Genomic DNA, 26,408 nt, shown 5'->3' on the forward strand with positions numbered 1-26,408 from the left:
CGGCGATTCAGAACACCGGAACGCCCATCATTTGCAGGGCCCGGTTCAGTTGCTGATTGGCTTTTTCCATTTCTTTGACCGCGGCGGGATAGTCGCTGGCGCTGGCCTTGGCTAATGCTTCCGACTTCACGCTATTGGCGGCGTCGACATAGGCGTCGACCTGTTTCCGGGCATCGCCCGTCGCCCGTTCTTCGCGGATCAGCATGCCGACCAGGATTTCATTCGAGTAGTAACGCTTCTGTTCGTAGTCGAACTCTTCGCGCGGCGAATTGAACTGCAGGCGCATGACGACTTCCTGGCCATCGCGTAGCCGTGAAATTTCCTCGACGGCCAGCTTGTAGGCAGCGGCCATCCGCTTGTTGGCTTCCTCGTGCCGGCCGGCGTCGAACAGCTTGCGGCCCTCCGTGCTCATGGCGTCGATGCGGACGATCAACTGGCGCGCTGCCGCTGCCGTTTGGGGCGTGCTGGTCATTTCCTGCAGCGTGCGGCGGTAACTCTCGATCTGGCTGGCGTGGTTGTCGAACTGCTTCTTTTGCGCGCCGACACCGCTGCTGCCATCGGCAGTCAGCAGGCTGCTGGCTTTCGACAGGTTGCGCAGGGCCTCGTCCAGTTGCTCGATGGCCTCTTCCGGATGGGCCGCGCTGATCGCGCTGTTGGCCTGCGCCAGCAGGGTCCGGCTTTGCGCCAGCCAGTTGGCGACTTCGGGATTTTTCCCATCCTGCGCCGCCTTCATGGCCGGCGTATTGATCAGCGTTTCGAGCAATTTGGCTTTTTGCTGCGCCAAGGTCATTTTCGGATTGGGGTCGGCTGCCGCGGGGGCGGCACAGAACGCCAGGCCGGCGAACAGCATTGCCAGTCCGAGGCGGCGTATCTTGAGGTGTGGATTCTTATCTGCAATCACTGTCTGCATCCGTATCGTTGGGGTTCGCTACGCTGCGGAGTGGCGGGCGGATAGTTGTCCGCCCAGGGCCTGGTCGCAGCGATCGCTGAATAACGGCGAGACGAAGCAGGAATCAGGCCGAGCTGCTGTCGGTAGTCGATGAGGTGGTGGCGGCCGGCGTTCCACTCGCACGCATGCGCAGTTCCAGCGACGTGGCCAGGGAGCGGGCGCTCTCAATCGGCCCGGTCTGGGCGGTACGCAGATCGTCAACGACTGCATCGTCGATGGTGTTGAGCGCTTTGTAGCGCTGGTCGGCCTGCAGCAGCGCGTCCAGCTGGCGCGAAGCCCGCAGCCACAGTCCGGAGAAGCCGACGGTGACGGCAATGAGCAGTATGAAGAAAACCAGCATGATGGGGCGGGCGATGCTGCCGATGCCGATCAGCTCGCTGGCCAGTGGCTCGATCAGCAGTTTTGGCGAGGTCTCGCTTTCCGGACCCGACCACGTCAGGTAGGCATTGGCACTGCCGGCTTCCGGGGTGGGAAAAGCCGTGGCGGTCTTTTGCAGGCCTTCATCGCCGTCGGAGGAGGCGACCGGCTTGCCCTTGAACCACAGGCTGAGACGGGTGCCGGGATAGGTGATCTGGGTGAGCAGCGCGTGATCCATGGGCTTGAGCAGCACCAGATAACCGTTTTCCTTGCCCAGCCAGATGAATTGGCGGATGACCAGGTAGAGGCTGCCGTCCTTGGGATTCTGCGCCCAGGCGTTGGTCTGGCCGGGCAGGAATTTGACGCTGGTATCGATGTGGCTGGCGTAGTCGTAGGCGGCGATCAGTTCACCGTGCGTCGTTTCGATTCTCAAGGACGGAAATTCGATGCTGTTGCCCTGGGAAATCAGGTACACCATCAGTTTTTCCTTGCGCAGCTCTGGGTTGGCCAGGATTTCCTGCGCTTCGAGCCGTGTCTTCAGGTTGAAGGCCTCGCGCCCCCAGCGGCGGTCTAGATCGGCCAGCACCGCAGCATAGTGCTCGCGGGCATTCGCCAGTTGCGTCGCCTTGGCCTTGTCATTGACCAATTCCTTCATCCAGATGCCCTGAACGGACAGGCAGAGCAGGATCAGCAGCAGGATGCCGCCCAGGCGAAGGGCCAGTTGTGAGTTCAGGGTGCGCAGCATGGTCCGGGCCAATCAGTCCTTTTTGCCCACCCAGCGGGCGTCGATCATGGTGTCGATACGGAAACTCTCGGCCGCCGGATTGCCGGCCTGAGAGTCGATGAAGAATATTTCCGTTTCCCGCAACTGGGCGTTGGAGAAGGCGGCGTCCTTGCTGTACTGGCGGGGGTATTTCCGGAGCACGGCGATCAGCTTCTGCTTTTCGTCCGCATCGGCAATGCCCAGCGCATTGGCGAATTCCTCCGGGGTGTGGGTGGCGATCCAGGTCAGGGTCCGCTTGATGATGCGTATCATCGTCTCGGCCTTGGCCGTGTCCTTTTCCAGCTTGTCCGAGCGGCCGATCAGGGCCCCGCGCAGAAAACCGGCGCCGGCGTATTGACGCGCCGTTTGGGCGTCGCCGAGGTGCACCAGCGGGAAGGCAATCTTGCTGTTGGCCATGTGCGTGGCGTGCGGCTCGTCGCCGATCACGGCGTCGACCGCACCGGATTTCAGCATCAGGGACTCCGACTCCCAGCGCCGTCCGATGCCGACCACATGGTAGCTGCCGGGCGGCACGCCGCCCCGGCGGAACATCAGTTCGAGAACCTGCTGCGAAGTGCTCTTGTTGGCCGTCGAATTGCTGTGCAGCCCGATCGTCCGTCCCTTGAGGTCGGCGATGCTTTTCACTTCGCCCTTCAATCCCTGGCGGACGAGCAGGACATAGAGCGGCAGGTCGTTGATGGCGGCCAGGGCCACGACGCGCTTGTCCTTCAGGCGAACCGACATGGCGGCCGGCAAGCCGACAACGGCGAAATCGACGTTGTTGTGCATCATGTCGTCAATGGCCGCCGGGCCGCCGGGCGAAAAGACCACGCGGAGAGTGGCACCTTCCGCCTTGTCTGCGCCAATCTTTGAAATCAGTTCGACCGGGTAATACGAGGCGGCATTCGGTCCGGGAACGCTTACCGACAGTTGCATCACCTCGCCGCAGGCCATTATCGGGATCAGGGCAAAGGCCAGCAAGGCGGCGACCCGGCGCATGAAGGGCAGGCCGGATGGCTTGCGGAACAAGGTGTTCGCTATCATTTTTCTATGATGCCGTAGGGCGTTACGCGATGGGTGACAGGCGATGGTCACAACATTTGTCATTTTGCACTACTTTGGTGATGGTTACGTCATGCATCGATCAATTCTGCGACTCTTGACCCATGCCGGCCGGCTCTTGGCATAATCGCGGCAATGCTCGCTTACATCGTTCGCCGCCTTCTCTACGCGCTGCCCATCCTGATCGGGGTGAATCTCGTCACCTTTGCGCTGTTCTTCGTGGTCAACACGCCCGACGACATGGCGCGCATGCAGCTGGGCGTCAAGCGCGTGACGCCGGAGGCGATCCAAAAATGGAAAGCCGAGCGCGGTTACGACAAGCCCTTGCTGCTAAATGCCGAGGCAGGCGGCCTGGCGACGCTGACCGATACCGTCTTCTTTCAGAAATCGATCCGCATGTTCGTCGGCGATTTCGGGCGTGCCGAGGACGGCCGCGACATCGCCCGCGAGATCGGCAGCCGCATGGGGCCGTCGCTCGCCATCGCGCTGCCCACCTTCATCCTGGGCCTGTTCGTGACGGTGACTTTCGCCCTGACGCTGGCCTTCTTCCGTGCCACCGCCTTCGATTTCTGGGGTGTCGTGCTGTGCGTGGCGATGATGTCGATTTCCGGGCTGTTCTACATCATCGGTGGCCAGTACCTGATCAGCAAGGTGTGGCGGCTGGTGCCGATTTCGGGCTTCGGCACCGGGCTGGAGGCGTGGCGGTTCCTGATCCTGCCGGTGCTGATCGGCGTCATTTCGGGAGTCGGCTCGTCGACGCGCTGGTACCGCACCATCTTTCTCGAAGAGGTCACCAAAGACTACGTGCGCACCGCCCGCGCCAAGGGGCTGCCGGAAACCCTGGTCTTCTTCCGCCATATCCTGCGCAATGCGCTGATCCCCATCCTGACCGGCGTGGTCGTGGTCATCCCGCTGCTCTTCATGGGTTCGCTGCTGACTGAGTCCTTCTTCGGCATCCCAGGGCTGGGCAGCTACACCATCGACGCCATCAACGCCCAGGACTTCGCCGTGGTGCGCTCCATGGTCTTCATCGGTTCGGTGCTCTACATCGTCGGCCTGATCCTGACCGACATTTCCTATACCCTGGTCGATCCGCGGATACGTTTCGAATGATGGGCTTCCAGATCGTCATCCTGTGGTCCGACCTGCTGATCTGGCTGCTCGTTGTAGCCGGCATCGGCGTCGGCGTGTTGATCGCCAAGGATCCGCCCCTGCTCTCGGCGTGGCGGCGGGTCGGCGCCAGCCGGGTCGGCATGGCGTCGGCCACCGTGCTGCTCGCCTTCGTGCTGATCGGCCTGCTCGATTCCCTGCATTACCGGGCGGCGCTGGAGGGCAAGCCGGGCCAGAAGGTGCAGTACGCCGTCGAGGTGCTGTCGGTACTCGACGCCGTGGTGACGCCGTTGCGCACCCGCAGCGAGAAAACCTATTCCGAGCCGTTCGCCACCCGCCTGTACGCCAAGGAAACCCTAGACGTGCCCGGACAGGGCTCGGTGCGCGAATACCCGCGCCTGAAACATGCCGGAATGCATCTCGGGGAGCACGAGGATGAAGTGGTGGCCGATGCCGCCTTCACGGCCTTCCGCGCCGGGGCGCTGGCTTTCGTCGGCTGGCTGGCGCTGGTCGGGGTCGCCGTGGCCGCCGTCGGGCACAGCGAAGCGGCGGCTGTGGGATGGCAGAAAATCTGGCGCGGCGAAACGGCTTTCGCCTGGAACGCGGTGCTGGTCACGCTCGGCCTGATGTTGCTGGTGGTGGTGCCGTTGTTCTGGCTGTCCGGCCAGTACCACGTGTTCGGCACCGACAAGGTGGGGCAGGACGTGCTCTACCAAGTGCTGAAAAGCGTGCGCACCGGCCTGATCATTGGCCTGGTGACGACCCTGGTCATGCTGCCCATGGCTGTGCTGCTCGGCATCGTCGCCGGCTATTTCCGGGGCTGGATCGATGACGCGATCCAGTACGTCTATACCGTGCTCAACTCGATCCCCGGCGTGCTACTCATTGCCGCCGCGGTGCTGATGATGCAGGTGGTCATCGACACCCATCCGCAGTGGTTCTCGACTGCCGCCGAGCGCGCCGACCTGCGCCTCTTGGCGCTCTGCTTCATTCTCGGCATCACCAGCTGGACCGGGTTGTGCCGGCTGCTGCGCGGCGAGACGCTGAAGTTGCGCGAACTCGAATACATCCAGGCGGCGCAGGCCTTCGGGGTGTCGAGCTGGCGGATCATCGTCCGCCACATCCTGCCCAACCTGATGCACATCGTGATCATCGCGCTGGTCATGGACTTCTCCGGGCTGGTGCTGGCCGAGGCCGTACTGTCCTACGTCGGCATCGGCGTCGATCCGACCATGATCAGCTTCGGCACCATGATCAACAATGCCCGCATGGAACTGGGCCGCGAGCCGGTGGTCTGGTGGTCTTTGGCGGCAGCCTTTGCCGTGATGTTCATCCTGGTGCTCGCTGCCAACCTGTTTGCCGACTCCGTGCGCGACGCGTTTGATCCGAGGGCTGTCGCATGAGCAACCAAGCCGGGGCCCCGCTTGGCGGGGATGCGAGCAAGGCGAATGCGACACGCCAGGCCGCTGAGCCGCATTTGATCAATCGAGGTGTTATGGAGGCCTGGTGCGATGCTGCGCGTTGAAAATCTCCGCCTCGGTTTCACCTCCGGCAAGACCGCGCTGGCGGCCGTGGACGGCATTTCGTTCTCCATAGCCAAGGGTGAAACCTTCGCCCTACTCGGCGAGTCGGGCTGCGGCAAGTCGGCCACTGCGCAGGGCATCATGCGCCTGCTGCCGGCGGCCGGGCGCATCCTCGACGGCCGGGTGTCGCTCGACGGGGAGAACCTGCTCGCCTTGTCCGAAGCCGACATGCGCGCCTACCGTGGCGGCCGGATGGCGATGATCTTCCAGGAGCCAGCGACCAGCCTGAACCCGGTGCTCACCGTCGGCCAGCAGATCGGCGAAGTGCTGTGGCGCCACCTCGGGCTGGCCGGTGCCGAAGCGACCGCCCGCATGGTCGATCTGTTGCGCCAGGTCGGCATCGCCGATCCGGAGCGCCGCCTGAACGAATATCCCTTCCAGTTTTCCGGCGGCATGAAACAGCGGGTGATGATCGCCATCGCGCTGGCCGGCGAACCGGAACTGCTGATCGCCGACGAACCGACGACGGCCCTCGACGTCACCGTCCAGGCGCAGATTCTCGATCTGCTGGCCAGCCTGCAGGCCCAGCGCGGCATGGCCATCCTGCTCATCACCCACGATCTGGGCGTCGTCGCCCGCATGGCGCATCGCATCGGCGTCATGTACGCCGGTGAACTGGTCGAAGTGGCCAGCCGCGAGGAGTTCTTCAGCCGGCCCCATCACCCCTACACGCAGGCGCTGTTCGAGGCGCTGCCCGACATATCGCGGCGCGGCCAGCGCCTGACCACCATCCCCGGCCAGGTGCCGTCGCTCGCCGCCATGCCGCCTGCCTGTCGTTTCGCCGACCGCTGCGGCCATGTCATGGCGGTCTGTCGCGAGCAATGGCCGCCCTGGCGCGGTGCGGGCGAACACACCGTACGTTGCCACTGGCACGGTGAAGCGTCGGCGACGGATGCGGTGCATCATGACATTACGGAACTCGGCGTCGCCACCGGCAGGGATTTCCTGGCGGTCGACGACCTAAAAGTGCATTTTCCCATCCGCAAGGGCTTGCTGCAGCGCACGGTTGGCCATGTGCGGGCGGTCGATGGCGTGTCGCTGGCCATTGCACCGGGGCGGACGCTGGCGCTGGTCGGCGAGTCCGGGTGCGGCAAGACGACGGTGGGCAAGGCACTGTTGCAGCTGATCGCGCCGACCGCCGGTTCAGTCCGCCTGGGCGGCCACGAGTGGGTCGGCCTCAAGGGTGAGCGTCTGCGCGCGGCGCGTCGCCACATGCAGATGATTTTTCAGGATCCCTTCGCTTCGCTGAATCCCCGCCTGCGGGTCGGCGAGATCATTGCCGAAGGGATGGAGGCCCTGGGCGTGGCGGGCGACGCGGCTTCGCGGCGCGCCACCGTGGTGGCGCTGCTCGGCCAGGTCGGCTTGCCGGACGAGGCAGTCGATCGCTTTCCGCACGAGTTTTCCGGTGGCCAGCGCCAGCGCATCGCCGTCGCCAGGGCCTTGGCCGTGCAACCGGAGCTGCTGATTTGCGACGAACCGACTTCGGCTCTCGATGTGTCGGTACAGGCCCAGATCCTCAATCTGCTGAAAAAGCTGCAGAGCGAGCTGGGAATCGCCTACCTGTTCATCACGCACAATTTCGCCGTGGTCGAATACCTGGCGCACGATGTGGCGGTGATGTACCTCGGGCGCATCGTCGAGCGGGGCAGGGCGGAGGAGGTGTTGCGCAGCCCGCAGCATCCCTACACGCAGGCCTTGCTGTCGGCGGTGCCGGTACCGCGTCTGGAGGGCGCTGCGGCGGTTATCCGCCTGCCTGGCGAAACGCCGTCGCCGGCCAATCCGCCGGCCGGCTGTCATTTCCATCCGCGCTGCCCGCACGCCATGGAGGTGTGCCGGAGCCGCTATCCCGAGGTCACCGAGGTTTCAGCGACGCACGCGGCGAACTGCCACCTGCTGAGCTGAATTACTTGTGTTTCTTGGGTGCCGGCTTGGCACCCTTGGCCGGGCCGGCGGCCGGCTTGGCGGCGGGTTTGCTGCCGGCGGCCTTGGGCTGGGTCTTGGCAGCACCACCGGCGGCGACCTTCTCGTTCTTGGCCAATGTGGCTTTACTTGCCTTACCGCCTTTGGCCGTTGCGGGTTCGTCGCGCGTGGCGCACGGTTTGGCGCCGCGTTTGGCCGATTTGCCGCAGGCGCGGGCAACGCGTTCCGGTTCGATGATGTGTTGCGGGGCCGGGGCGTTGAGCAGCGAGGTCAGGCCCGACGTGCTGCCGTTGCCGGGAACCAGCAGGGTCGATCCGGCGCCGAGGCGGACTTTTTCGGAAAGGCCGTTGACGCGGGCGAGTTCGGCCGTTGTCGTGTCGAAACGCGCGGCGATGTGCTCGAGGCGTTCCGCCGAAGTCACGGTATAGGCCTGCCACTGGGTCAGCGGCACCTTGCTGTTGTGCAGGTTGCTGCGGAAGGTGTCGAGCTTGTCGGCCGGGATGACGACCGGCGTGTCGGGCTTGATGATCGGCCGGTTGTGCGACGGGTTCAGGCGCTGGAATTCCTCGATCGTCATGTTGGCCAGTTGCGCGGCGGTCTTCACGTCGATCGGCTTGGGGCTTTCCAGCGTCGCGAAATACGGCTCGTTCGGGATGAAGGGCAGGCCGAGGCGGGCGATCAGCGCCGGGTTGCCGAAAATGTTCTTCAGCGCCTGCAGTTTCGGGACGTAGTGCCGGGTTTCGTTCGGCATGTTCAGGCTGGGGTAGTCGGTGGGCAGCCCGCGCGATTCGTTCTTGACGATGGCCTTCTTGACCGCGCCTTCGCCCCAGTTGTACGAGGCCAGCGCCAGATGCCAGTCGCCGTGCATCTCGTAGATGGTCTGCAGGTAGTCGAGCGCGGCGTTGGTCGAGGCGACGATGTCGCGGCGTTCGTCGCGCCACCAGTTCTGCTCGAGATTGAAGCGCTTGCCGGTGGCCGGGATGAACTGCCACAGGCCGGAGGCATGCGCGCGCGAATAGGCGTTGGGGTTGAACGAGCTTTCCACCATGGGGAGCAGGGCCAGTTCGGTCGGCATGCCGCGCGCTTCCAGTTCCTCGACGATGTGGTGGAGGTAGGGGCGGCTGCGTTCGACCATACGGCGCAAGGCGTCCGGGCGATTCTGGTACCACTGCTGGTAATGCAGGACCAGGTCGTCGTTCAGGTCGGCCATTGCGAAGCCGTTACGGATGCGGTCCCACAGGTTGTTTTCGCTGATGGTCAGGTCGATGCTGAGCGGCAGTTGCGGCGCGCCCTTGATTTCCTGCACGGTCAGCGTGTCGTCGCCCAGGCTGGGCGCTTCCAGCGCCGACGGCATGAGCAGGGACTTGAATATCGACTGGTCTTCCAGTTGGGCCAGGGCCGGTGTTGCCAGCAGGCTGAGCGCAATGGATAGGGCGGTTTGGCGAATCTTGAGCAGAGGCGAGGAAATGGTACGGTGCAGCATGGGTGGCGTGCCTGGCTCGCTCGATTCGAAAGGCGGCAATTATACCTTGGAGCCTGTAGCTTCCTTTTTGGCAGCGGCAATAAAAAAACCAGCCGAAGCTGGTTTTCTTATGACTGGCGGAGTGGACGGGACTCGAACCCGCGACCCCCGGCGTGACAGGCCGGTATTCTAACCGACTGAACTACCACTCCGCACTTTAACCTGCACTACCAAATTCTTGGCGTCCCCATGGGGATTCGAACCCCAGTTACCGCCGTGAAAGGGCGGTGTCCTAGGCCTCTAGACGATGGGGACCCGGACAAAACTGCTATTTTCGTAGTCTGGTCGCTTGGTGGAGGTAAGCGGGATCGAACCGCTGACCTCTTGCATGCCATGCAAGCGCTCTCCCAGCTGAGCTATACCCCCACAAGGAGACAGCCAAACTACGGTTTCGGTCTGGCGACCCGGAGTACAGATTTCTCTGCAACCCGTAAAACTGGCGGAGTGGACGGGACTCGAACCCGCGACCCCCGGCGTGACAGGCCGGTATTCTAACCGACTGAACTACCACTCCGCACTTTAACCTGCGCTACCAAATTCTTGGCGTCCCCATGGGGATTCGAACCCCAGTTACCGCCGTGAAAGGGCGGTGTCCTAGGCCTCTAGACGATGGGGACCCGGACTTTTTCTTTCGCGCTTTTGGTGGAGGTAAGCGGGATCGAACCGCTGACCTCTTGCATGCCATGCAAGCGCTCTCCCAGCTGAGCTATACCCCCGCCGCGAAAGAAGGCCGCATTATAGGGACCTCATTGGTCCTTGTAAAGGGCTTTTCGCGTTTTTTTAGAGATAAGCCGACAGGACCGTTGCCACCTTGTCACGGCCGATCAGGCAGATCACCGCATCGACGGCGGGGGTCTGCGCCTGGCCGGTCAGGATGACGCGCAGCGGCATGGCCAGCTTGGGCATCTTCAGGCCATGCTTGGTCACGGTTTCCTTGATCAGCGCATTGATCGCCGGGGCTTCCCAGGCGACGCTGGCGATGCCGGCGGCGAATTCGGCCAGGGCTGGACGCGCTTCGTCGGCCAGGTGCTGGGCCAGCAACTCGGGATTCGGTGTGACGTGGGCGTAGAAGACCTCCACGGCGTCGGCCAGCAGGTTCAGCGTATTGCAGCGGTCGACATACAGGGTGACGGCCTTTTCCAGGTCGGGGCCGCGGTCGGTATCGATGCCGCGAGCGGCCAGGCGAGCCTTGGCCTTGGCCGCCAGTTCGGCCAGCGGCAGTTGCTTCATGTAGTGCTGGTTCAGCCACAGCAGCTTTTCGGTATTGAACTGCGCGGCCGAGGCGGTGATGTGATCGAGATCGAACCATTCGACGAACTGCTGGCGCGAGAATACTTCGTCGTCGCCGTGCGACCAGCCGAGGCGGGCGAGGTAGTTGATCACCGCTTCGGTCAGGAAGCCGTCTTCGTCGTATTGCATGACGGACACGGCGCCGTGGCGCTTCGACAGCTTGGCGCCGTCGTCGCCGAGGATCATCGACAGGTGGGCGTAGGTCGGCACCTCGGCACCCAGCGCCCGGAGGATGTTGATCTGGCGCGGCGTGTTATTGACGTGGTCGTCGCCGCGGATGACGTGGGTGATGCCCATGTCCCAGTCGTCGACGCAGACGCAGAAGTTGTAGGTCGGCGTGCCGTCGGCACGGGCGATGATCAGGTCGTCCAGTTCGCCATTGGCGATCTCGATGCGGCCCTTGACCTGGTCGTCCCAGGCGACGACGCCATCCTTGGGGTTCTTGAAGCGGATGACCGGGTCGATGCCGGCCGGCGGCGTCGGCAGGGTCTTGCCGTCTTCCGGGCGCCAGCGGCCGTCGTAGCGCGGCTTGATCTTCTGCGCTTCCTGCTCGGCGCGCAGGGCATCCAGTTCTTCCTTGCTGGTATAGCACTGGTAGGCGTGACCGGAAGCCAGCATCTGCTGGATCACTTCCTTGTAGCGATCCATGCGCTGCATCTGGTAGAACGGGCCTTCGTCGTGTTCGAGCCCCAGCCACTGCATGCCGTCGAGAATGGCCTGGACGGCTTCCGGCGTCGAGCGGGCGACGTCCGTATCCTCGATGCGCAGGATGAAGGTGCCGCCATGGCGACGGGCATAGGCCCAGGAGAACAGCGCGGTGCGGGCGCCGCCGATATGCAAGTAACCGGTGGGGCTGGGAGCGAAACGAGTGCGGACGGGCTTCATGGAATCCAGAATCTAGTGAAAGCAAAGGGCGATATTCTAGCCGACCGGCGTTTGACCCGGCTGACCGATTGTGGTTAAATGCGCGCCTCTTGTGAGGGCGGTTAGCTCAGCGGTAGAGCACTGCCTTCACACGGCAGGGGTCACTGGTTCGATCCCAGTACCGCCCACCACGTAAGTGGCCCTCACAAGAAAACGAAAACCCGCTCAGCGAAAGGCTCGGCGGGTTTTTTGTTTTTGCTCTAAACGCTTGCCCTGTCTATCGACTAGAGAAGGCGTGACTTTTCTGTGACTGATGATGGGGCTGAACGCCCCGGGCCATCCGGACGCGCAAATAGTTCGACCAGCCAATCGACAAAAACGCGAACCTTGCTTGATAGATGCCGTCCCGGAAGATAGAGGACACTCAGCGGCAAGGCTGGCGGTCGATGCTGGGGGAGGATTTCGCAGAGACTGCCGCTGCGCAGCGCGTCGGCGACAAATGCATAGGGAATCTGGATCAGGCCAAAACCGGCGCTGCAAGCGGCGAGGTAGCAGTCGCCGTTATTCAGCGCAATATTCGCCGGCAAGTTGCGGGTAATCAATTTATCCCCGTCCATGAATTCAAAGGGAATCGTCTTGCCGCTGGTGCCGGAAAAATAATCGACGGCGTGGTGGCGGGACAGTTCTTCCAGAGTCGCCGGAAGCCCATGCCGGGCAACATAATCGGCGCTGGCGCAGGTGATTTGCTGCAGAACGCTCAGGCGCCGCGCGACCAGCGGAATGTCGCGCAGTTCGCCCGCCCGCAGCACGCAATCGACCCCTTCCCGGATGACATCGATGGGGCGATCGGTCACGCTGATCTCCAGCCGGATGCGCGGATAGCGCGCCATGAACTCGGGCAGGGCGGGCAAGAGGACATTGCGGCACATGCTGGCCGACAGATCGACCCGTATTCGCCCTTCCGGGTCGTGCGTCGTCTGCATGAAGTAGGCTTCCGTGTCGTCGAGATCACCCAATATCCCGACGCAGCGTTCGTAGTACGCCATGCCGTCGGCTGTGGGCGTCACTTGCCTGGTTGTCCTGGCCAGCAGGCGAACGCCGAGATGTTCCTCCAGTTGCTTGATCGTCTGGGTGGCTGCCGTTCGATGAATGCCCAGTTGCTCGGCGGCACGGCTGAAATTACCCAGGTCGACAATGCGAGTGAAAAGCCGCATGGCCAGAAGACGATCCATTATTGTTTATCCATGATCAACAGTGTTGTTAGATTAGGCCTGTTTATTTCAAAAATATACACAGCGATAATGAAAAAACTGAAGGCTTTCCATAGACGCCCGCTCTCCAGTGTTTTGGGTCAATGGATGCCTTCTCGTGTCACTTTCATCGTTACTTCGCTTCGCGACAGGATGGCGCGCTTTCGTTCGGAAATGGCGCGAACGACCTGACTTTTACAGGGATTGCACTTATGGATTACGTTCAATTCGGTCACACCGGGCTTCGCGTTTCGCGGCTGGCACTGGGCGGCATGACTTATGGTTCGCCTGACTGGCGCCCTTGGGTTCTTGACGAGGCGACCAGCCGCCCCTTCATCAAGCAGGCGCTTGAGTTGGGCATCAACTTCTTCGATACCGCCGACATGTATTCGCTCGGTGCCGGCGAGGAGGTCATGGGGCGTGCCTTGCGCGACTTTGCCAAGCGTGAAGAGGTGGTCATCGCCACCAAGGTGTTTTACCCGATGAGCGACAAGCCGAACGACCGGGGGCTTTCCCGCAAGCACATCCTGTCCAGTATCGACGCTTCCCTCCGGCGTCTGGGCACCGACTACGTCGACCTCTACATCGCTCACCGCTTCGATCCGCACACCCCCATCGACGAGACGCTGGAAGCTTTCGACACGATCGTGCGCAGTGGCAAGGCGCGTTACATCGGGGCGTCGTCCATGTATTCCTGGCAATTCATGAGCATGCTGGCTCGGCAGCGCGAACTGGGCCTGGCGCGCTTTGTATCGATGCAGAACCACTACAACCTGATCTATCGCGAAGAAGAGCGCGAGATGCTGCCGCTATGCCGGCATGAAAAGATCGCCATCACCCCGTGGTCGCCGCTCGCTCGTGGCCGCTTGTCCAAGCCGTTGCAGGAGAAAACCCAGCGCGCCGAAACCGATAATCTGGCCCAGCAATGGTACGACCAGGCGGTCATGGAAGAAGCCATCGTCAATGCGGTCGATCGGGTCGCCAAGGCGCGGGGCGTGCCGATGACCCAAGTTGCCATCGCCTGGGCCGCATCGCGCCCGGGGATTACCGCACCCATCGTCGGCGCGTCGAAGCCGCATCATTTGCCGGATGCGGTTGCCGGCATCCAGTTGGAACTGACAGCGGACGAAATCGCCGAGCTGGAGAGGCCGTATCGACCGCGCGCAGTGGCCGGACATGAATGAGGCACTATGCGCCAACGGCAACCGTGGCAATCGCGATGTCCTGCGCCGTCTGCCACGGTGTCTCTTTGGCTGGCCTGGCGGTTGAAACGCTAGAAAGCCGGGCAGGGTAGTCAGCTACGCAAGTCGGATCTGGAGCGCAGTGTCACTGAAGGCAGGCAACCGAAGCGTGCTTTGTAAAGCTCGGAAAAGCGCCCCAAGTGCGTGAATCCGTAATCCAGAGCGACTGCCGTGACGTTGGCGATCTGGCTCGCCGGGTTCATCAAGGTGCTGTAGATGTGCTCAAGCTTCTTCTGGCGGATGAAATTCTTCGGCGTCGTCTTGGCATTCTTCTCGAACAGCAGATAGAGCGAGCGCAGGCTGAGATGGGAGTGCTTGGCCAGGTGCTCGGCCGTAATGTCGCTCTTGATGTTGTCTTCGATGTACTGGACCAGCCGCTCGAACGAAACCGATTGCAACGTGGGCGTTTCCAGGCTGACGTTATGTTCGAGCATGGTCATCAGCTTGCTGGTGACCACCCGGTTGTAGTGCTGCAGCATCTGGGGTGTGGCAGTCGTGGATTCTGCTTCCTGGCACAGGAGGTTGAGCAGGTAGAGCAGGCTTTCCAGTTCCTCGAACTTGTAGGGCACCTGATTGAACTTGATGCACTCGTTCGGCTTGAACCAGCGATGCTCGATGCAGGCTTCATCAAACAGCGGCGCCGGAATCTTGACGATGAATTTTTCGCAATCGGCAGAGTAGGTCAGATCGATCGGCTCTTCCGGATTCATCAGCAGGATGTGTCCGGCCGACAGGCTGAGCGACTCGCGGTATTGCTCGTAGCGGCAATGTCCGCGCAGGATGAACTGGAGATGGTAGATGTCGGGCAGGCCGGGCGAGACGACCCGGGCTTGCGCGCCGTAACTCAGGCGGCAGAGATCGAGACTGCCGGCTTTGCGATGGCTCAGCGAGGCGTGCGTCTGGCCATGTCCCGAGAGTTGCAGGCCGTGGTTGCCGACGTGCTGGTTGACGTAATCCGATACTTCGAAAGGATCGGCGCCCGAATAAACCTGGCTCTGGCCATTGAGAAAACCGGTCAGCATCTCAGTGTCTCCGCCATTCTGCCGATGCCAAACCTTGCATTGCTGCTGCGTTGTTCATCTTATCTTTCGCCTCCGGGGGTAATGCTCTGCTGCCTGTTCCGGTCTTTTGCGCCGGTTTATAAAATATCGAGAAATTTCATAATATCGATTTTACGATAAGCGGAACGATTTTACTATAGCCCGAGTAAGGTCTTTTTCAGAGCCCAATAAAAAAAGCCGCCGGTTTTTACACGCGGCGGCAAGAGGAGGGTCAGGGGTAGGGCAAAAATCAGCCTTGGTCTCCGCCGCCGACCGGAATGACCGTGCCGGTCATGTAACCGGACTCGTCGGAGGCCAGGAAGAGAATCGGATCGGCCTGTTCGTCCAGGGTGCCGTAGCGTTTCATCTGGCTGCTGTCGAGCGACTGGGTGTAGATCTGCTTGTACCAGCCTTGTTCCTGCTCGCTTTGCTGGGCCGTATTGCGCGGGATGATGCGCGGCGGGGCTTCCGTGGCGCCGGGTGCAGTGGCATTGACACGGATGCCGCGCGCGCCGTTTTCGAAAGCCAGGCAGGCGGTCAGTGCATTGACCCCGCCCTTGGCCGCGCCGTAGGGCACACGATTGACGCCGCGGGTGGCAATCGACGAGACATTGACGATCGAACCTTTACCCTTTTCGAGCATGTAGGGCAGGGCGGCGCGGCAGCACCACAGGGTCGGGAACAGCGAGCGGCGGACTTCGGCCTCGATCTCGTTTTCCGCGTAATGCTCGTAGGGCTTGGTCCAGATCGTCCCGCCGACGTTGTTGACCAGGATGTCGATGCGGCCGAAGCGTTGGACCGTGGCGGCCATGACGCGCTCGCACTCGGCAAACTTCTCGAGGTCGGCGGTCAGGCTGATGACTTGGGTCTTGGCGCTCAGTGCCTCGGCCACGCCGTGCACGATCTCGGCGCGGTCGACGAGAACCAGGAGGCCGTCTTCCTCGGCCATCCGTTCGGCCACGCGTTTGCCAATACCTTGTGCGGCGCCGGTGATGACGGCGACTTTGTTCGTGAAGCGATTGTTCATGAAGTTTCTCCGAAGACGGTTCAGACGCTGGCCGCGAATTTTTCGTAATGGAAGCTGGCCGGCTGGATGGCGCGCTCGCGCAGGTTCTGGGCGACGGCTTCGACCATCGGCGGCGGACCGCACAGGTAGATGTCGACATCGCCGTCATTCAGCTGGGCTGGCTCGATGTGCTGGGTGACGTAGCCCTTTTTCGGCTGGGCGCTGTCGGCGGCGACGACGACCAGGGCGTAGGTGAAGTTGGGCAGCGCGGCGGCGAAGGCGGCCAGTTTGTCGAGTTCGACCAGATCGGTGTCGGTATTGACGCCGTAGATCAGGTGGATCGGCTGGCTGCTGCCGCCGTCGGCGACGACCTTGTCGAGCATGGCGAGGAAGGGGGCGAGGCCTGTGCCGCCGGCCAGCATGAGGACCGGGCGCTTGATTTCGCGCAGGTAGAAACTGCCCAGCGGGCCGGCCATGGTGATGCTGTCGCCGGCCTTGGCCTGTTCGCGCAGGTAGCCGCTCATCAAACCGCCCGGGACGTTGCGGATCAGGAAGGACACCTTGCCATCGGCGGGCATCGAGCTGTACGAATAGGCGCGGTGCTGCGGGGTGCCGGGCACGGCGAGATTGGCGTACTGGCCGGGCAGGAAGGCCAGCTTGTTCAGGGCTTCGCCGGCCAGGGTCAGGCTGATCGTGCTGTCGGAAAGCTGGCGCAGGTCGGCGATGGTGGCGCTGAAGCTGGCCTGCTTGGTCTTGCAGACATCGGACGACGCCGGAACGCGCACCACGCAGTCGCCCTGCGGATACATCTGGCAGGTGAGGACCATGCCGGCATCGGCTTCCGACTGGCTCAGCGCATCGTCGATATAGTCGCCGAGGCGGAAGGAGCCGGATTCGCAGGAGCACTTGCAGGCACCGCAGGCGCCGTCGCGGCAGTCGATGGGAACATTGATGCTTTGACGATAGGCGGCATCGGCCACGGTTTCGGTCGGCTTGCAGTCGATGAAACGGGTGACGCCGTCTTCGAAATTCAGGGCGATTCTGTAAGTCATGGTTGTCTCCGTATGGGGCGGTCGATGCCGCTTTCCGGGCGTGCCGTCTGTGGCGGCACGCCCGGGCAGTCCCTGTTGTTAGATGTGATAAACGTCGATGACGTGACGGATGTAATCCGTCTTCAACACAACCTTCTTGTCCTTGATGATCGGGCTCGGGCCGGAGGTGTCGAGGGTGTAGAAGCTGGTGCCGCAGAAGTGATCCGTGTGGTTGTAACGGATGCTCATGGTGTGCCAGTTGAAGCGCAGCTTCAGCGTGCTGCCGGCCTGTTCGACGATCTCGACATTGGTGATGTTGTGCGAGGTGCGGGTGTCCGGAATGGTCGCGCTGGAGCGCTCGGTGCGGATGCGGTAGACGCGGTCTTCGAGGCCGGCGCGGCGGCCGTACCAGATCAGCGAGATTTCGCTTTGCGGATCTTCGGTCAGTTCGCCGTCGTCATCCCAGGCCGGCATCCAGAAGGTGCAGTTCTCGTCGTACAGGGCCAGCCAGCTGTCCCAGTCGCGCTCGTCGAGGAAGCGGGCTTCCTGGAACAGGAAGGCACAAACGTTTTCGTAGGAAAGGCTCATTGCAGTGGTCTCCGGTTATTGGGCTTGTTCGGCCTGTAGGGCTTTGTGCATCTGCTCCAGCCAGTAGGTGTGCTGGGCGACGTAGAGGCCTTCGTCTTCGGTCTTGATGCCGGACAGGATGGGCTTGAGGTCGATCTTGTCGGCTTCGGCATCCGGTCCTTCGACCCAGTGCTCGGCACCGCGCGACATGTCGTTCCATTCGGAATAGCCGGATTCGAAGCCTTCCTGGCAGGCGCGGAATTCCTCGAGGTCGTCCGGGGTGGCCATGCCGGAGGCGTTGAAGAAGTCCTCGTACTGGCGGATGCGGCGGGCGCGGGCTTCCGGCGACTCGCCCTTGGGGGCGATGCAGTAGATGGTGACTTCGGTCTTGTTCGGGGCCAGCGGGCGGAAAACGCGGATCTGCGAGCTGAACTGGTCCATCAGGAAGACGTTCGGGTACAGGCAGAGGTTGCGCGAGTTCTCGATCATCCAGTCGGCCTTGGCTTTGCCGAATTCGCTGACCAGACGGTCGCGCTGTTCCATCAGCGGACGGTCTTCCGGGTTGTCCCAGCGCGTCCACAACAGCAGGTGGCCATTCTCGAAGGAGTAGGAGCCGCCGCCCTTCTTTGCCCAGCCGCCAGCGCTCATGGCGTTGATGTCGTCGCCCGAGTCGCGCTGCTTGCGCTGCGCCTGGGTGGCGGCGTAGTTCCAGTGGGTGGCGGTGACGTGGTAGCCGTCGGCGCCGTTCTCGGCCTGCAGCTTCCAGTTGCCTTCATAGACATAGGTGGACGAGCCGCGCAGCACTTCGAGGCCGTCTGCCGACTGGTCGACGATCATGTCGATGATCTTCTTCGATTCGCCGAGGTATTCCTCGAGCGGCTGCACGTCCGCGTTCAGGCTGCCGAACAGGAAACCCTTGTAGGACTCGAAGCGGGCGACCTTCTTCAGGTCGTGCGAACCGTCGCAATTGAAGGTGCTCGGATAGCCCGTGCCTTCCGGGTCCTTGATCTTGAGCAGCTTGCCGGAGTTGTTGAAGGTCCAGCCGTGGAACGGGCAGGTATAGGTGGCCTTGTTGCCGTGCTTGAAGCGGGCCAGCGTGGCGCCGCGGTGGGCGCAGCTGTTGATGAAGCAGTTGAGCTCTTTGTCCTTGTTGCGGGTGATGAAGACGGACTGACGACCGATCTTGGTCGTGTAGTAATCATTGACCTTGCCGACCTGGCTTTCATGCGCCAGGTAGATCCAGTTGCCTTCGAAGATGTGCTTCATTTCCAGGTCGAACAGCTCCTGGTTGGTAAACATTTCGCGCTTGCAGCGGAAGAGGCCTTTGGCCTTGTCCTTCTGGATCAGGGTGTCCAGGTAATCCTTGGTGATCATTGCAGTCTCCAGTGTTATGTGCTCGGAGACTCCATGTTAGGGACGCGTTCGAACCCGAAATATCCAGTTTCTGCAGTATCGATATCCGAATTCTGCATCGTTTAATCGATTGCATGAAATGGATACAAGTCCTGCAGAAACTGGATATTGCTGAAGCAGCCACCCCCCTAATCTACGCTCCAGAGCAGTTCCGGAAGGCGCCCGCCACATACGGAACTGCCAACACAAACCAACGGAGACAAGCGGGTATGGCTGCTGCAAATGAATCGTCGAAGCAAGAGATCGTCAATGTGTTCACCCAGGAATCGGGTGACATCCATTTGGGCGGTATCGATGCGCTCGTTCGCCTGAGTCTTGATCAGGTTCGTACCGATGCCCGCCGCGGCCTGAAGACCGGCATGTTCGTCTCCGGCTATCGCGGATCGCCGGTCGGCATGCTGGATGCGGCACTGATCAAGCAACAGAAGACCCTGCTCGCCCACAACATCCACTTTGTCGACGGCATCAACGAAGACCTCGCCGCCACCGCCGTGTGGGGAACGCAGATGCTGCACACCGTCGGCCAGCAGAAATTCGATGGCGTCACCGGCATGTGGTACGGCAAGGCCCCCGGCGTGGATCGCTCCGGCGATGCGCTGAAGCACGCCAACTACACCGGTATCGGCAAGAACGGCGGCGTGCTGGCCATTGCCGGCGACGATCCGAGCTGCAAGAGTTCGTCGCTGTGCTCGCAGTCCGAGCCCATGCTGTTCCACGTCGGCATGCCGTCGCTGTATCCGGCCAACGTCCAGGAAATCCTCGACCTTGGCCTGCATGGCTACAACATGTCGCGCCTGTCCGGTCTGTGGGTCGGCATGAAGATCGTCACCAACGTCGCCGACGGCAGCGGCACCGCCGACATCAACCCCGAGCGCCTCCGTTTCGTGACGCCGGACCTGACGTTCGACGGCAAGCCCTTCGTGCCGAACATGAATCTCGGCATGAACGTGCGCGCCGAGGCGCTGGAGATGGAGCAATCCCTCTACACCCGCCGCCTCGAAGTGGCCCGTCGCTACGCCCGCGCCAACAACCTCAACAACGTCGTCTTCCCGAATCCGGACGCCTGGCTGGGCATCATCACCGCCGGAAAGACCTACAACGACCTCAACCAGGCCTTCCTGGAAATGGGGCTGGGCGAGGCCGAACTGCGCCGATATGGCATCCGCATCCTGAAGATAGGCATGCTGTGGCCGATGGAGCCGACTGTCGTGCGCGAGTTTGCGCAAGGCCTGGAGGAAATCTTCGTCATCGAGGAAAAGCGTCCCTTCCTCGAAATGTTCGCCAAGCAGGTGCTCTACGGGCAGGTCAATGCGCCGCGCATCGTCGGTAAGTTCGACGAGGAAGACAAGGAGCTGCTGCCGCACTACGGCGAATTCGAGTCCGACACCCTCGTCCGTGCCCTGCTGAAACGCCTGTCGCGGAAGGTGCGTGTCGAATCGGCCGAAAACTGGCTCAAGCGTCTCGACGAAATCCACTCCCGCAACAAGCTGCCGACCGCCACGCGTACCGCCTGGTATTGCTCCGGCTGCCCGCACAACAGCTCCACCGTGGCGCCGGAAGGCAGCCTCGTTTCCGCCGGTATCGGCTGTCACACCATGGCCATGTGGATGGGCCGCAACGTTGTGATGGGCACCCACATGGGGGCCGAAGGCACCCAGTGGATCGGCATGGCGCCCTTCACCGAGGCGCAGCATATCTTCCAGAACATGGGCGACGGCACCTACGCCCACTCGGGCAGCCTGGCCATCCGCTATGCCGCCTCGACCGGCGTCAACATCACCTTCAAGCTGCTGCGCAACGCCCACACCTCGATGACCGGCGGCCAGGCCATCCAGGGCGAAGTGCCGGTACAGAACATGGTCAACGACCTGCTGGCCAACGGCGTGAAAAAGATCATCGTCACCACCGACGACCCGTCGCGCTTCGCCGCCATCACCCTGCCGGGCGATACCGAGGTCTGGCATCGCGACCGCCTCGACGAGGCGCAGAAGGTGCTGGCGGCCACGCCGGGCACTACCGTGTTGCTGCACGATCAGGAATGCGCCGCCGAACTGCGCCGTTCCCGCAGCCGCGGCCAGGCCGAAGAACCGGCCGAAGTCGTCGTCATCAACGAGCGCGTCTGCGAAGGCTGCGGCGATTGCGGCGAGAAATCGAACTGCATGAGCGTCGAGCCGGTGGAAACCGAATTCGGCCGCAAGACCCGCATCCATCAGTCCTCCTGCAACAAGGACTATAGCTGCGTGAAGGGCTTCTGCCCGTCCTTCCTGACCGTCACGCCGAATCCGGCCCCGGCCAGCGAAGGCAAGAAGCCGAGGAAGGGCCGCATTCCGGCGCTCGACCGCGAACTGCCGGCGCCGGTCAACAAGATCGACGATTCCATTGGCGTCGGCATCCACGTCATGGGCATTGGCGGTACTGGTTCGGTGACCGTCGTCGCCACCCTGGCCAACGCCGCCCGCCTCGAAGGCAAGCATGTCATCGGCCTCGATCAGACCGGCCTGGCCCAGAAGGGCGGGGCGGTGATCTCCGACATCAAGATCACCCACGCGCCGTTCAAGGGGTCCAACAAGATTTCCGACGGTCGCGCCGACCTCTACCTCGGCTTCGATATCCTGAATGCGACGGACCCGAAGAACCTCGACAAGTGCGGCAAGGAACGCACCATCGCCGTCGTGTCGACGACCCAGACGCCGACCGGCCAGATGGTGACCAACCGCCGCAACCATTTCCCGGCCATCAATGGCCTGGTCGCCGGCATCAACCGGGTCAGCCGCGAAAGCGACAACGTCTTCCTCGACGGCCAGGCGATGGCCGAGGGCCTGTTCGGCGATGCCATGGCGACCAACAACTTCATGGTCGGCGTTGCCTTCCAGGCCGGCACCATTCCGCTCAAGGCCGAATCGATCGAGCAGGCTATCCAGAATTCCGGCGTGGCGGTGGCAATGAGCCTGGCTGCCTTCCGCTGGGGACGCATGGCGGTGGTCGACCGCGCCTTCGTCGAAGCCGAGATCGCCCAGCACAAGGCGGGCGGTTCGGTGATCAAGTTCCACAAGGCGCCGCAACTCTCCGTCGCCACCCGCGCCATCGTCGACGCCATCGGCGCCCAGGGCGAGGTCAAGCGTCTGGCCGAGATTCGCGTGCCGGAACTGATCGCCTACCAGGACGAAGACTACGCCAAGCGCTACGCCACCGTGATCCGCCGCGTCGTTGCCGCCGAACAGCGCATCGGTACCGACGGCAAGTTGGCCGCCGCGGCTGCCCGCTACCTGTACAAACTGATGGCCTACAAGGACGAGTACGAAGTGGCCCGCCTGCATACCGATCCGGCCTTCCTGGCCGAACTCGACGCGCAGTTCCCGCACGGCTACAGCGTCAAGTACAACCTGGCGCCGCCGTTGCTGGCCGAGCGCGATGCGCAGACCGGGCACCTGACCAAGAAGCAATACGGCGGCTGGATGTTCAAGGCTTTCCAGAAGCTGGCCGGCTTCAAGGGCTTGCGCGGCGGGGCACTAGACCTGTTCGGCAAGACCGAGGAGCGTCGGATGGAGCGTCGCCTGGTAGAGGACTACATCAAGACCCTGGACGAGATCGTCGCCAAGCTGACGCCGGCCAATCAGGCTGCCGCCGTCGCCTTGGCCAGCGTACCGGACGAGATTCGCGGCTACGGGCATGTGAAGGAAAAGAGCCTCGCGCTTGCCAAGACGCTGGAGGCAGCGCGGCACAAAGACTTCCTGACAGCCGAAGCCGGCCAGCAGGTCGCCTGAAGCGGATAGCCGGCGCCATGACCAGCACCTTCGAGATCACCCTGGAAGACACCGGCGAGCGCTATCGCTGCAAGCCGGACGAATCCCTGCTGGCCGGCATGGAGCGCCTCGGCAAGCGCGGCATTCCGGTTGGCTGCCGGGGCGGGGGTTGCGGCGTGTGCAAGGTCAGGGTGGTTGCTGGCAGTTATCGCAAGCGGGTGATGAGCCGGGCCTGCCTGTCGGTGGAAGAGGAAGCGGAAGGCGTCGTGCTGGCCTGCCGCGTGTGGCCGAGCAGCGACATGCGACTGCTGGTGCTGGGAAAGATGAAGCAAGGCGTCTGTGCGACGGGAAACCGGCGGCAGGCGTAGCAGCAACGAGATGCCCACGGGCATGGATTTACCGAGACAACAGAGAGAAACGAGGAGCAAACCAATGGCAACAACTGGCGTAATGCGTCCCGGCCACGTTCAAGTACGCGTGCTGGACATCGAAGAGAGCATTCATTTCTACAAGAATGTCCTGGGGCTGGTCGAAACCGGCCGCGATGCCGCCGGGCGCGTCTATTTCAAGGCCTGGGACGAACATGACCACAACAGCGTGATCCTGCGCCAGGCCGACTCGGCCGGCATGGATTTCATGGGCTTCAAGGTGCGCGACAAGGCCACCCTGGACAAGCTCGATGCCGACCTGCAGGCCTATGGCGTCAAGACCGACCGCATCCCGGCCGGCGACATGCTGGAAACCGGCGAGCGCGTGCGCTTCGTCATCCCCAGCGGCCACGTCATGGAGCTGTACGCCGAGAAAACCTGCGTCGGCAACAGCCAGGACAACCTGAATCCGGACCCCTGGACGCCCGAGTCCGAACACGGCATCGCGCCGACCCGTTTCGACCATTGCCTGCTCTACGGTCCGGATATCGAGAAGAACCTCGCCTTGTTCACCGAGGTGCTCGGCTTCTATCTCGTCGAGCAGGTCATGCTGCCGGACGGCAAGGACCAGCTGGCCATCTTCATCTCCTGCGGCCACAAGGCGCATGACCTGGCGTTTGTCCGCCATCCGGAGCCGAACAAGCTGCACCACATTTCCTTCCTGCTGCCGACCTGGGAAAAGGTGCTGCGCGCCGCCGACCTGATGTCGATGAACCGCGTGTCCATCGACATCGGCCCGACCCGCCACGGCATCACCCGCGGCCAGACGATCTACGCCTTCGACCCCTCGGGCAACCGCTTCGAGACCTTTGCTCAGGGCTACGAAACCTACCCGGATTACCCGGTCAAGACCTGGTCCTTCGAGGAAGTCGGCACCGGCATCTTCTATCACGACCGCGTGCTCAACGAGCGTTTCCTGAGCGTCGTGACCTGATCCGCCGCGCACTGCGCAGACCTACCGGACAACAGCCCCAACAAAGGACAACAAAATGCTTCAAGACAAGATACTCAATTTCATCAACGGCGAATTCGTCTCGACCAACAAGTGGTTCGAGAACCGCACGCCGATTTCCAATGCCGTGATCGGCCAAGTAGCCGAAGCCGGCAAGGCCGAAGTCGACGCTGCCGTCGCCGCCGCCCAGGCTGCATTGAAAGGTCCGTGGGGCAAGATGACCCTGGCCAAGCGCGTCGAACTGCTCGAAGCCCTGGTCGCCGAAATCAACAACCGCTTCGACGAATTCCTCGAAGCCGAATGTGCCGACACCGGCAAGCCGAAGAGCCTGGCCTCGCACATCGACATCCCGCGCGGCGCTGCTAACTTCAAGGTCTTCGCCGATGTGATCAAGAACGTGCCGGGCGAGTTTTTCGACATGGCCACCCCGGACGGCAGCACCGCCATCAACTACACCTACCGTTCGCCGGTCGGCGTGGTCGGCGTCATCTGCCCGTGGAACCTGCCGCTGTTGCTCATGACCTGGAAGGTCGGCCCGGCACTGGCCTGCGGCAACACCGTGGTCGTCAAGCCGTCCGAGGAAACGCCGCGCACCGCCGCACTGCTCGGCGAAGTCATGAACAAGGTCGGCATTCCCAAGGGCGTCTATAACGTCGTGCATGGTTTCGGCCCGAACTCGGCCGGTGAATTCCTGACCACCCATCCGGACGTCGACGCCATCACCTTCACCGGCGAAACGCGCACCGGCGAAATCATCAACCGCGCCGCCTCGGTCGGTTCGCGCCCGGTGTCGCTGGAAATGGGCGGCAAGAACGCCGCCATCGTCTTTGCCGACTGCGATTTCGACGCTGCCATCGAAGGCACGCTGCGTTCCGCCTTCGCCAATTGCGGCCAGGTTTGCCTGGGCACCGAGCGCGTCTATGTCGAGCGTCCGATTTTCGAGAAGTTCGTCGCCGCCATGAAGGCCGGTGCCGAGAAGCTCAAGATCGGCGTCCCGAACGATCTGGCTACCGGCATGGGGCCGCTGATCAGCAAGGAGCACCAGAACAAGGTGTTGTCCTACTTCCAGATCGCCAAGGAAGAGGGCGCCACCATCGTCACCGGCGGCGGCGTGCCCGACATGCCGGGCGAGCTGCAGGACGGTTGCTGGGTGCAGCCGACCATCTGGACCGGCCTGCCGGAGACCGCCCGCGTCATCAAGGAAGAAATCTTCGGGCCGTGCTGCCACATCGCGCCGTTCGATAGCGAAGAGGAAGTGCTCAAGAAGGCCAACGACAACATCTACGGCTTGGCTACCGCGATCTGGACCAAGGACGTGTCGCGCGCCAACCGCGTCGCCCAGCAGATGGAAGTCGGCATCGCCTGGGTCAACAGCTGGTTCCTGCGCGACCTGCGCACGGCCTTCGGTGGCGCCAAGCAGTCCGGCATCGGCCGCGAAGGCGGCGTGCATTCGCTCGAGTTCTACACCGAGCTGAAGAACATCTGCATCAAGTTGTAAGCCAGCCAACCACAACCGGAAAACAACAATGGACCAACACACAATAGAGAAACTGGGCGACACGCTGTACGAAGCGCTGGTCGCCCGCCAGCCGGTGGCACCGCTGACCGCCAGCCACCCGGACATGACCATCGAGGACGCCTACCACGTCCAGCAGCACATGATTTCGCGCCGCCTGGCGAACGGTGAGCGGGTCGTCGGCAAGAAGATCGGCGTCACCAGCAAGGCGGTGATGAACATGCTCGGCGTGCATCAGCCGGACTTCGGCTACCTGCTGGACGGCATGGTGTACAACGAAGGCGAATCCATCGAGATGGCCGACCTGATCCAGCCCAAGGCCGAGGGCGAAATCGCCTTCCTGCTCAAGAAGGACCTGCAGGGCCCGGGCGTTACGGCAGCCGATGTGCTGGCCGCCACCGAAGGTGTCATGGCCTGCTTCGAAATCGTCGATTCACGCATCGAGAACTGGAAAATCAAGATCCAGGACACGGTGGCCGACAACGCCTCGTGCGGCGTCTTCGTCCTCGGCGACCAGCTGGTCGACATCGCAGACGTCGATCTCGCCCTGTGCGGCATGGTGCTGGAGAAGAACGGCGAGATCGTCGTCACCGGCGCCGGCGCCGCGACCATGGCCCACCCGGTGAATGCCATGGTGTGGCTGGCCAACACCCTCGGCAAGCTCGGCATCGCCCTCAAGGCGGGCGACATCGTGCTGTCCGGCGCCATGGGCGCCATGGTCCCGGTGGTCAAGGGCGACAACCTGCGCATGACCATCGGCGGCATCGGCGGCTGTTCCGTCCGCTTCGTCTAATTACAAGG

Annotated in this window: 20 protein-coding genes and 7 tRNA genes; 10 read left to right on the top strand and 17 right to left on the bottom strand. The window is 62.6% G+C overall.

All coding sequences use genetic code 11. The annotated features are described in order from the left end of the window. Positions 1–7: 7 nt before the first annotated feature. The 3 genes from LZ012_RS09275 to LZ012_RS09285 form a co-directional block, all read right to left on the bottom strand. Positions 8–901 (bottom strand): hypothetical protein, encoded by an 894-nt coding sequence (locus tag LZ012_RS09275; RefSeq protein WP_275710010.1) that lies wholly within the window; start codon positions 899–901, stop codon positions 8–10. A gap of 112 nt (positions 902–1,013) precedes the next feature. After that, positions 1,014–2,051, bottom strand: coding sequence for a hypothetical protein (locus LZ012_RS09280; protein ID WP_275710012.1), 1,038 nt, complete (start codon positions 2,049–2,051; stop codon positions 1,014–1,016). A 12-nt stretch (positions 2,052–2,063) separates the two neighbouring features. Further along, positions 2,064–3,113 carry an ABC transporter substrate-binding protein gene (locus LZ012_RS09285; RefSeq protein ID WP_275710014.1) on the bottom strand — a complete coding sequence of 350 codons (1,050 nt, stop codon included), beginning with the start codon at positions 3,111–3,113 and terminating at the stop codon, positions 2,064–2,066. 153 nt (positions 3,114–3,266) lie between these two features. On the opposite strand from LZ012_RS09285, the gene LZ012_RS09290 reads away from it, so the two are divergent. The 3 genes from LZ012_RS09290 to LZ012_RS09300 all read left to right on the top strand — a co-directional run bounded on the left by LZ012_RS09290 (position 3,267) and on the right by LZ012_RS09300 (position 7,726). Further along, a complete protein-coding gene (locus LZ012_RS09290) occupies positions 3,267–4,244 on the top strand; it encodes an ABC transporter permease (protein ID WP_275710016.1) in 978 nt (325 codons plus the stop codon). Further along, positions 4,244–5,644 carry an ABC transporter permease gene (locus tag LZ012_RS09295; RefSeq protein WP_275711754.1) on the top strand — a complete coding sequence of 467 codons (1,401 nt, stop codon included), beginning with the start codon at positions 4,244–4,246 and terminating at the stop codon, positions 5,642–5,644. The genes LZ012_RS09290 and LZ012_RS09295 overlap by 1 nt, the downstream gene beginning before the upstream one ends. A 108-nt stretch (positions 5,645–5,752) precedes the next feature. Beyond that, positions 5,753–7,726 (top strand): ABC transporter ATP-binding protein, encoded by a 1,974-nt coding sequence (locus LZ012_RS09300; RefSeq protein ID WP_275710018.1) that lies wholly within the window; start codon positions 5,753–5,755, stop codon positions 7,724–7,726. 1 nt (position 7,727) lies between these two features. On the opposite strand, the gene LZ012_RS09305 is transcribed toward LZ012_RS09300, so the two are convergent. The 8 genes from LZ012_RS09305 to gltX all read right to left on the bottom strand — a co-directional run bounded on the left by LZ012_RS09305 (position 7,728) and on the right by gltX (position 11,441). Further along, positions 7,728–9,227 carry a transglycosylase SLT domain-containing protein gene (locus LZ012_RS09305; protein WP_275710020.1) on the bottom strand — a complete coding sequence of 500 codons (1,500 nt, stop codon included), beginning with the start codon at positions 9,225–9,227 and terminating at the stop codon, positions 7,728–7,730. Between the two features lie 114 nt (positions 9,228–9,341). After that, a tRNA-Asp gene (locus LZ012_RS09310) sits at positions 9,342–9,418 on the bottom strand. Between the two features lie 27 nt (positions 9,419–9,445). Then, positions 9,446–9,521: transfer RNA gene (locus tag LZ012_RS09315), tRNA-Glu, on the bottom strand. Positions 9,522–9,556: 35 nt separating this feature from the next. Beyond that, a tRNA-Ala gene (locus tag LZ012_RS09320) sits at positions 9,557–9,632 on the bottom strand. Between the two features lie 71 nt (positions 9,633–9,703). Further along, a tRNA-Asp gene (locus LZ012_RS09325) sits at positions 9,704–9,780 on the bottom strand. Positions 9,781–9,807: 27 nt separating this feature from the next. Next, positions 9,808–9,883: transfer RNA gene (locus LZ012_RS09330), tRNA-Glu, on the bottom strand. Between the two features lie 23 nt (positions 9,884–9,906). Then, positions 9,907–9,982: transfer RNA gene (locus tag LZ012_RS09335), tRNA-Ala, on the bottom strand. A gap of 64 nt (positions 9,983–10,046) precedes the next feature. Further along, positions 10,047–11,441 (bottom strand): glutamate--tRNA ligase, encoded by a 1,395-nt coding sequence (gltX, locus tag LZ012_RS09340; protein WP_275710022.1) that lies wholly within the window; start codon positions 11,439–11,441, stop codon positions 10,047–10,049. Between the two features lie 95 nt (positions 11,442–11,536). Between gltX and LZ012_RS09345 the strand changes: the two genes are divergently transcribed. Beyond that, a tRNA-Val gene (locus LZ012_RS09345) sits at positions 11,537–11,611 on the top strand. Between the two features lie 93 nt (positions 11,612–11,704). Here LZ012_RS09345 and LZ012_RS09350 read toward each other — a convergent pair. Further along, a complete protein-coding gene (locus LZ012_RS09350) occupies positions 11,705–12,652 on the bottom strand; it encodes a LysR family transcriptional regulator (RefSeq protein ID WP_275710024.1) in 948 nt (315 codons plus the stop codon). 230 nt (positions 12,653–12,882) lie between these two features. Between LZ012_RS09350 and LZ012_RS09355 the strand changes: the two genes are divergently transcribed. After that, positions 12,883–13,854 carry an aldo/keto reductase gene (locus tag LZ012_RS09355; protein WP_275710026.1) on the top strand — a complete coding sequence of 324 codons (972 nt, stop codon included), beginning with the start codon at positions 12,883–12,885 and terminating at the stop codon, positions 13,852–13,854. Positions 13,855–13,964: 110 nt separating this feature from the next. Here the strand turns inward: LZ012_RS09355 and LZ012_RS09360 are convergent, their stop codons facing one another. The 5 genes from LZ012_RS09360 to benA form a co-directional block, all read right to left on the bottom strand. Next, positions 13,965–14,933: an AraC family transcriptional regulator gene (locus LZ012_RS09360; protein ID WP_275710028.1), complete on the bottom strand. Its 969-nt coding sequence runs from the start codon at positions 14,931–14,933 to the stop codon at positions 13,965–13,967. A gap of 268 nt (positions 14,934–15,201) precedes the next feature. Continuing rightward, positions 15,202–15,978 carry a 1,6-dihydroxycyclohexa-2,4-diene-1-carboxylate dehydrogenase gene (locus tag LZ012_RS09365; protein WP_275710030.1) on the bottom strand — a complete coding sequence of 259 codons (777 nt, stop codon included), beginning with the start codon at positions 15,976–15,978 and terminating at the stop codon, positions 15,202–15,204. Positions 15,979–15,998: 20 nt separating this feature from the next. Then, complete coding sequence (benC, locus tag LZ012_RS09370; RefSeq protein ID WP_275710032.1) at positions 15,999–17,009, bottom strand: benzoate 1,2-dioxygenase electron transfer component BenC; 1,011 nt, start codon at positions 17,007–17,009, stop codon at positions 15,999–16,001. Between the two features lie 78 nt (positions 17,010–17,087). Then, positions 17,088–17,576 (bottom strand): benzoate 1,2-dioxygenase small subunit, encoded by a 489-nt coding sequence (gene benB, locus LZ012_RS09375; protein WP_275710034.1) that lies wholly within the window; start codon positions 17,574–17,576, stop codon positions 17,088–17,090. A gap of 15 nt (positions 17,577–17,591) precedes the next feature. Further along, positions 17,592–18,929: a benzoate 1,2-dioxygenase large subunit gene (gene benA, locus LZ012_RS09380; RefSeq protein ID WP_275710036.1), complete on the bottom strand. Its 1,338-nt coding sequence runs from the start codon at positions 18,927–18,929 to the stop codon at positions 17,592–17,594. 248 nt (positions 18,930–19,177) lie between these two features. Between benA and LZ012_RS09385 the strand changes: the two genes are divergently transcribed. The 5 genes from LZ012_RS09385 to dmpE all read left to right on the top strand — a co-directional run bounded on the left by LZ012_RS09385 (position 19,178) and on the right by dmpE (position 26,400). Next, the gene (locus tag LZ012_RS09385; RefSeq protein ID WP_275710039.1) at positions 19,178–22,732 is read left to right on the top strand and encodes an indolepyruvate ferredoxin oxidoreductase family protein; all 3,555 of its coding nucleotides are present in this window, start codon (positions 19,178–19,180) and stop codon (positions 22,730–22,732) included. Between the two features lie 17 nt (positions 22,733–22,749). Continuing rightward, positions 22,750–23,079, top strand: a complete 330-nt coding sequence (locus tag LZ012_RS09390; protein WP_275710042.1) for a 2Fe-2S iron-sulfur cluster-binding protein — start codon at positions 22,750–22,752, stop codon at positions 23,077–23,079. A 64-nt stretch (positions 23,080–23,143) separates the two neighbouring features. Then, positions 23,144–24,073 carry a catechol 2,3-dioxygenase gene (locus LZ012_RS09395; RefSeq protein ID WP_275710045.1) on the top strand — a complete coding sequence of 310 codons (930 nt, stop codon included), beginning with the start codon at positions 23,144–23,146 and terminating at the stop codon, positions 24,071–24,073. A gap of 55 nt (positions 24,074–24,128) precedes the next feature. Continuing rightward, positions 24,129–25,589, top strand: coding sequence for a 2-hydroxymuconic semialdehyde dehydrogenase (locus LZ012_RS09400; protein ID WP_275710047.1), 1,461 nt, complete (start codon positions 24,129–24,131; stop codon positions 25,587–25,589). 28 nt (positions 25,590–25,617) lie between these two features. Further along, entirely contained in the window at positions 25,618–26,400 is a 783-nt protein-coding gene (gene dmpE, locus LZ012_RS09405; RefSeq protein WP_275710050.1) for a 2-oxopent-4-enoate hydratase, read from the top strand. Positions 26,401–26,408: the final 8 nt, after the last annotated feature.

The organism is Dechloromonas hankyongensis (genome assembly GCF_022012295.1).
Lineage (GTDB): Bacteria > Pseudomonadota > Gammaproteobacteria > Burkholderiales > Rhodocyclaceae > Azonexus > Azonexus hankyongensis.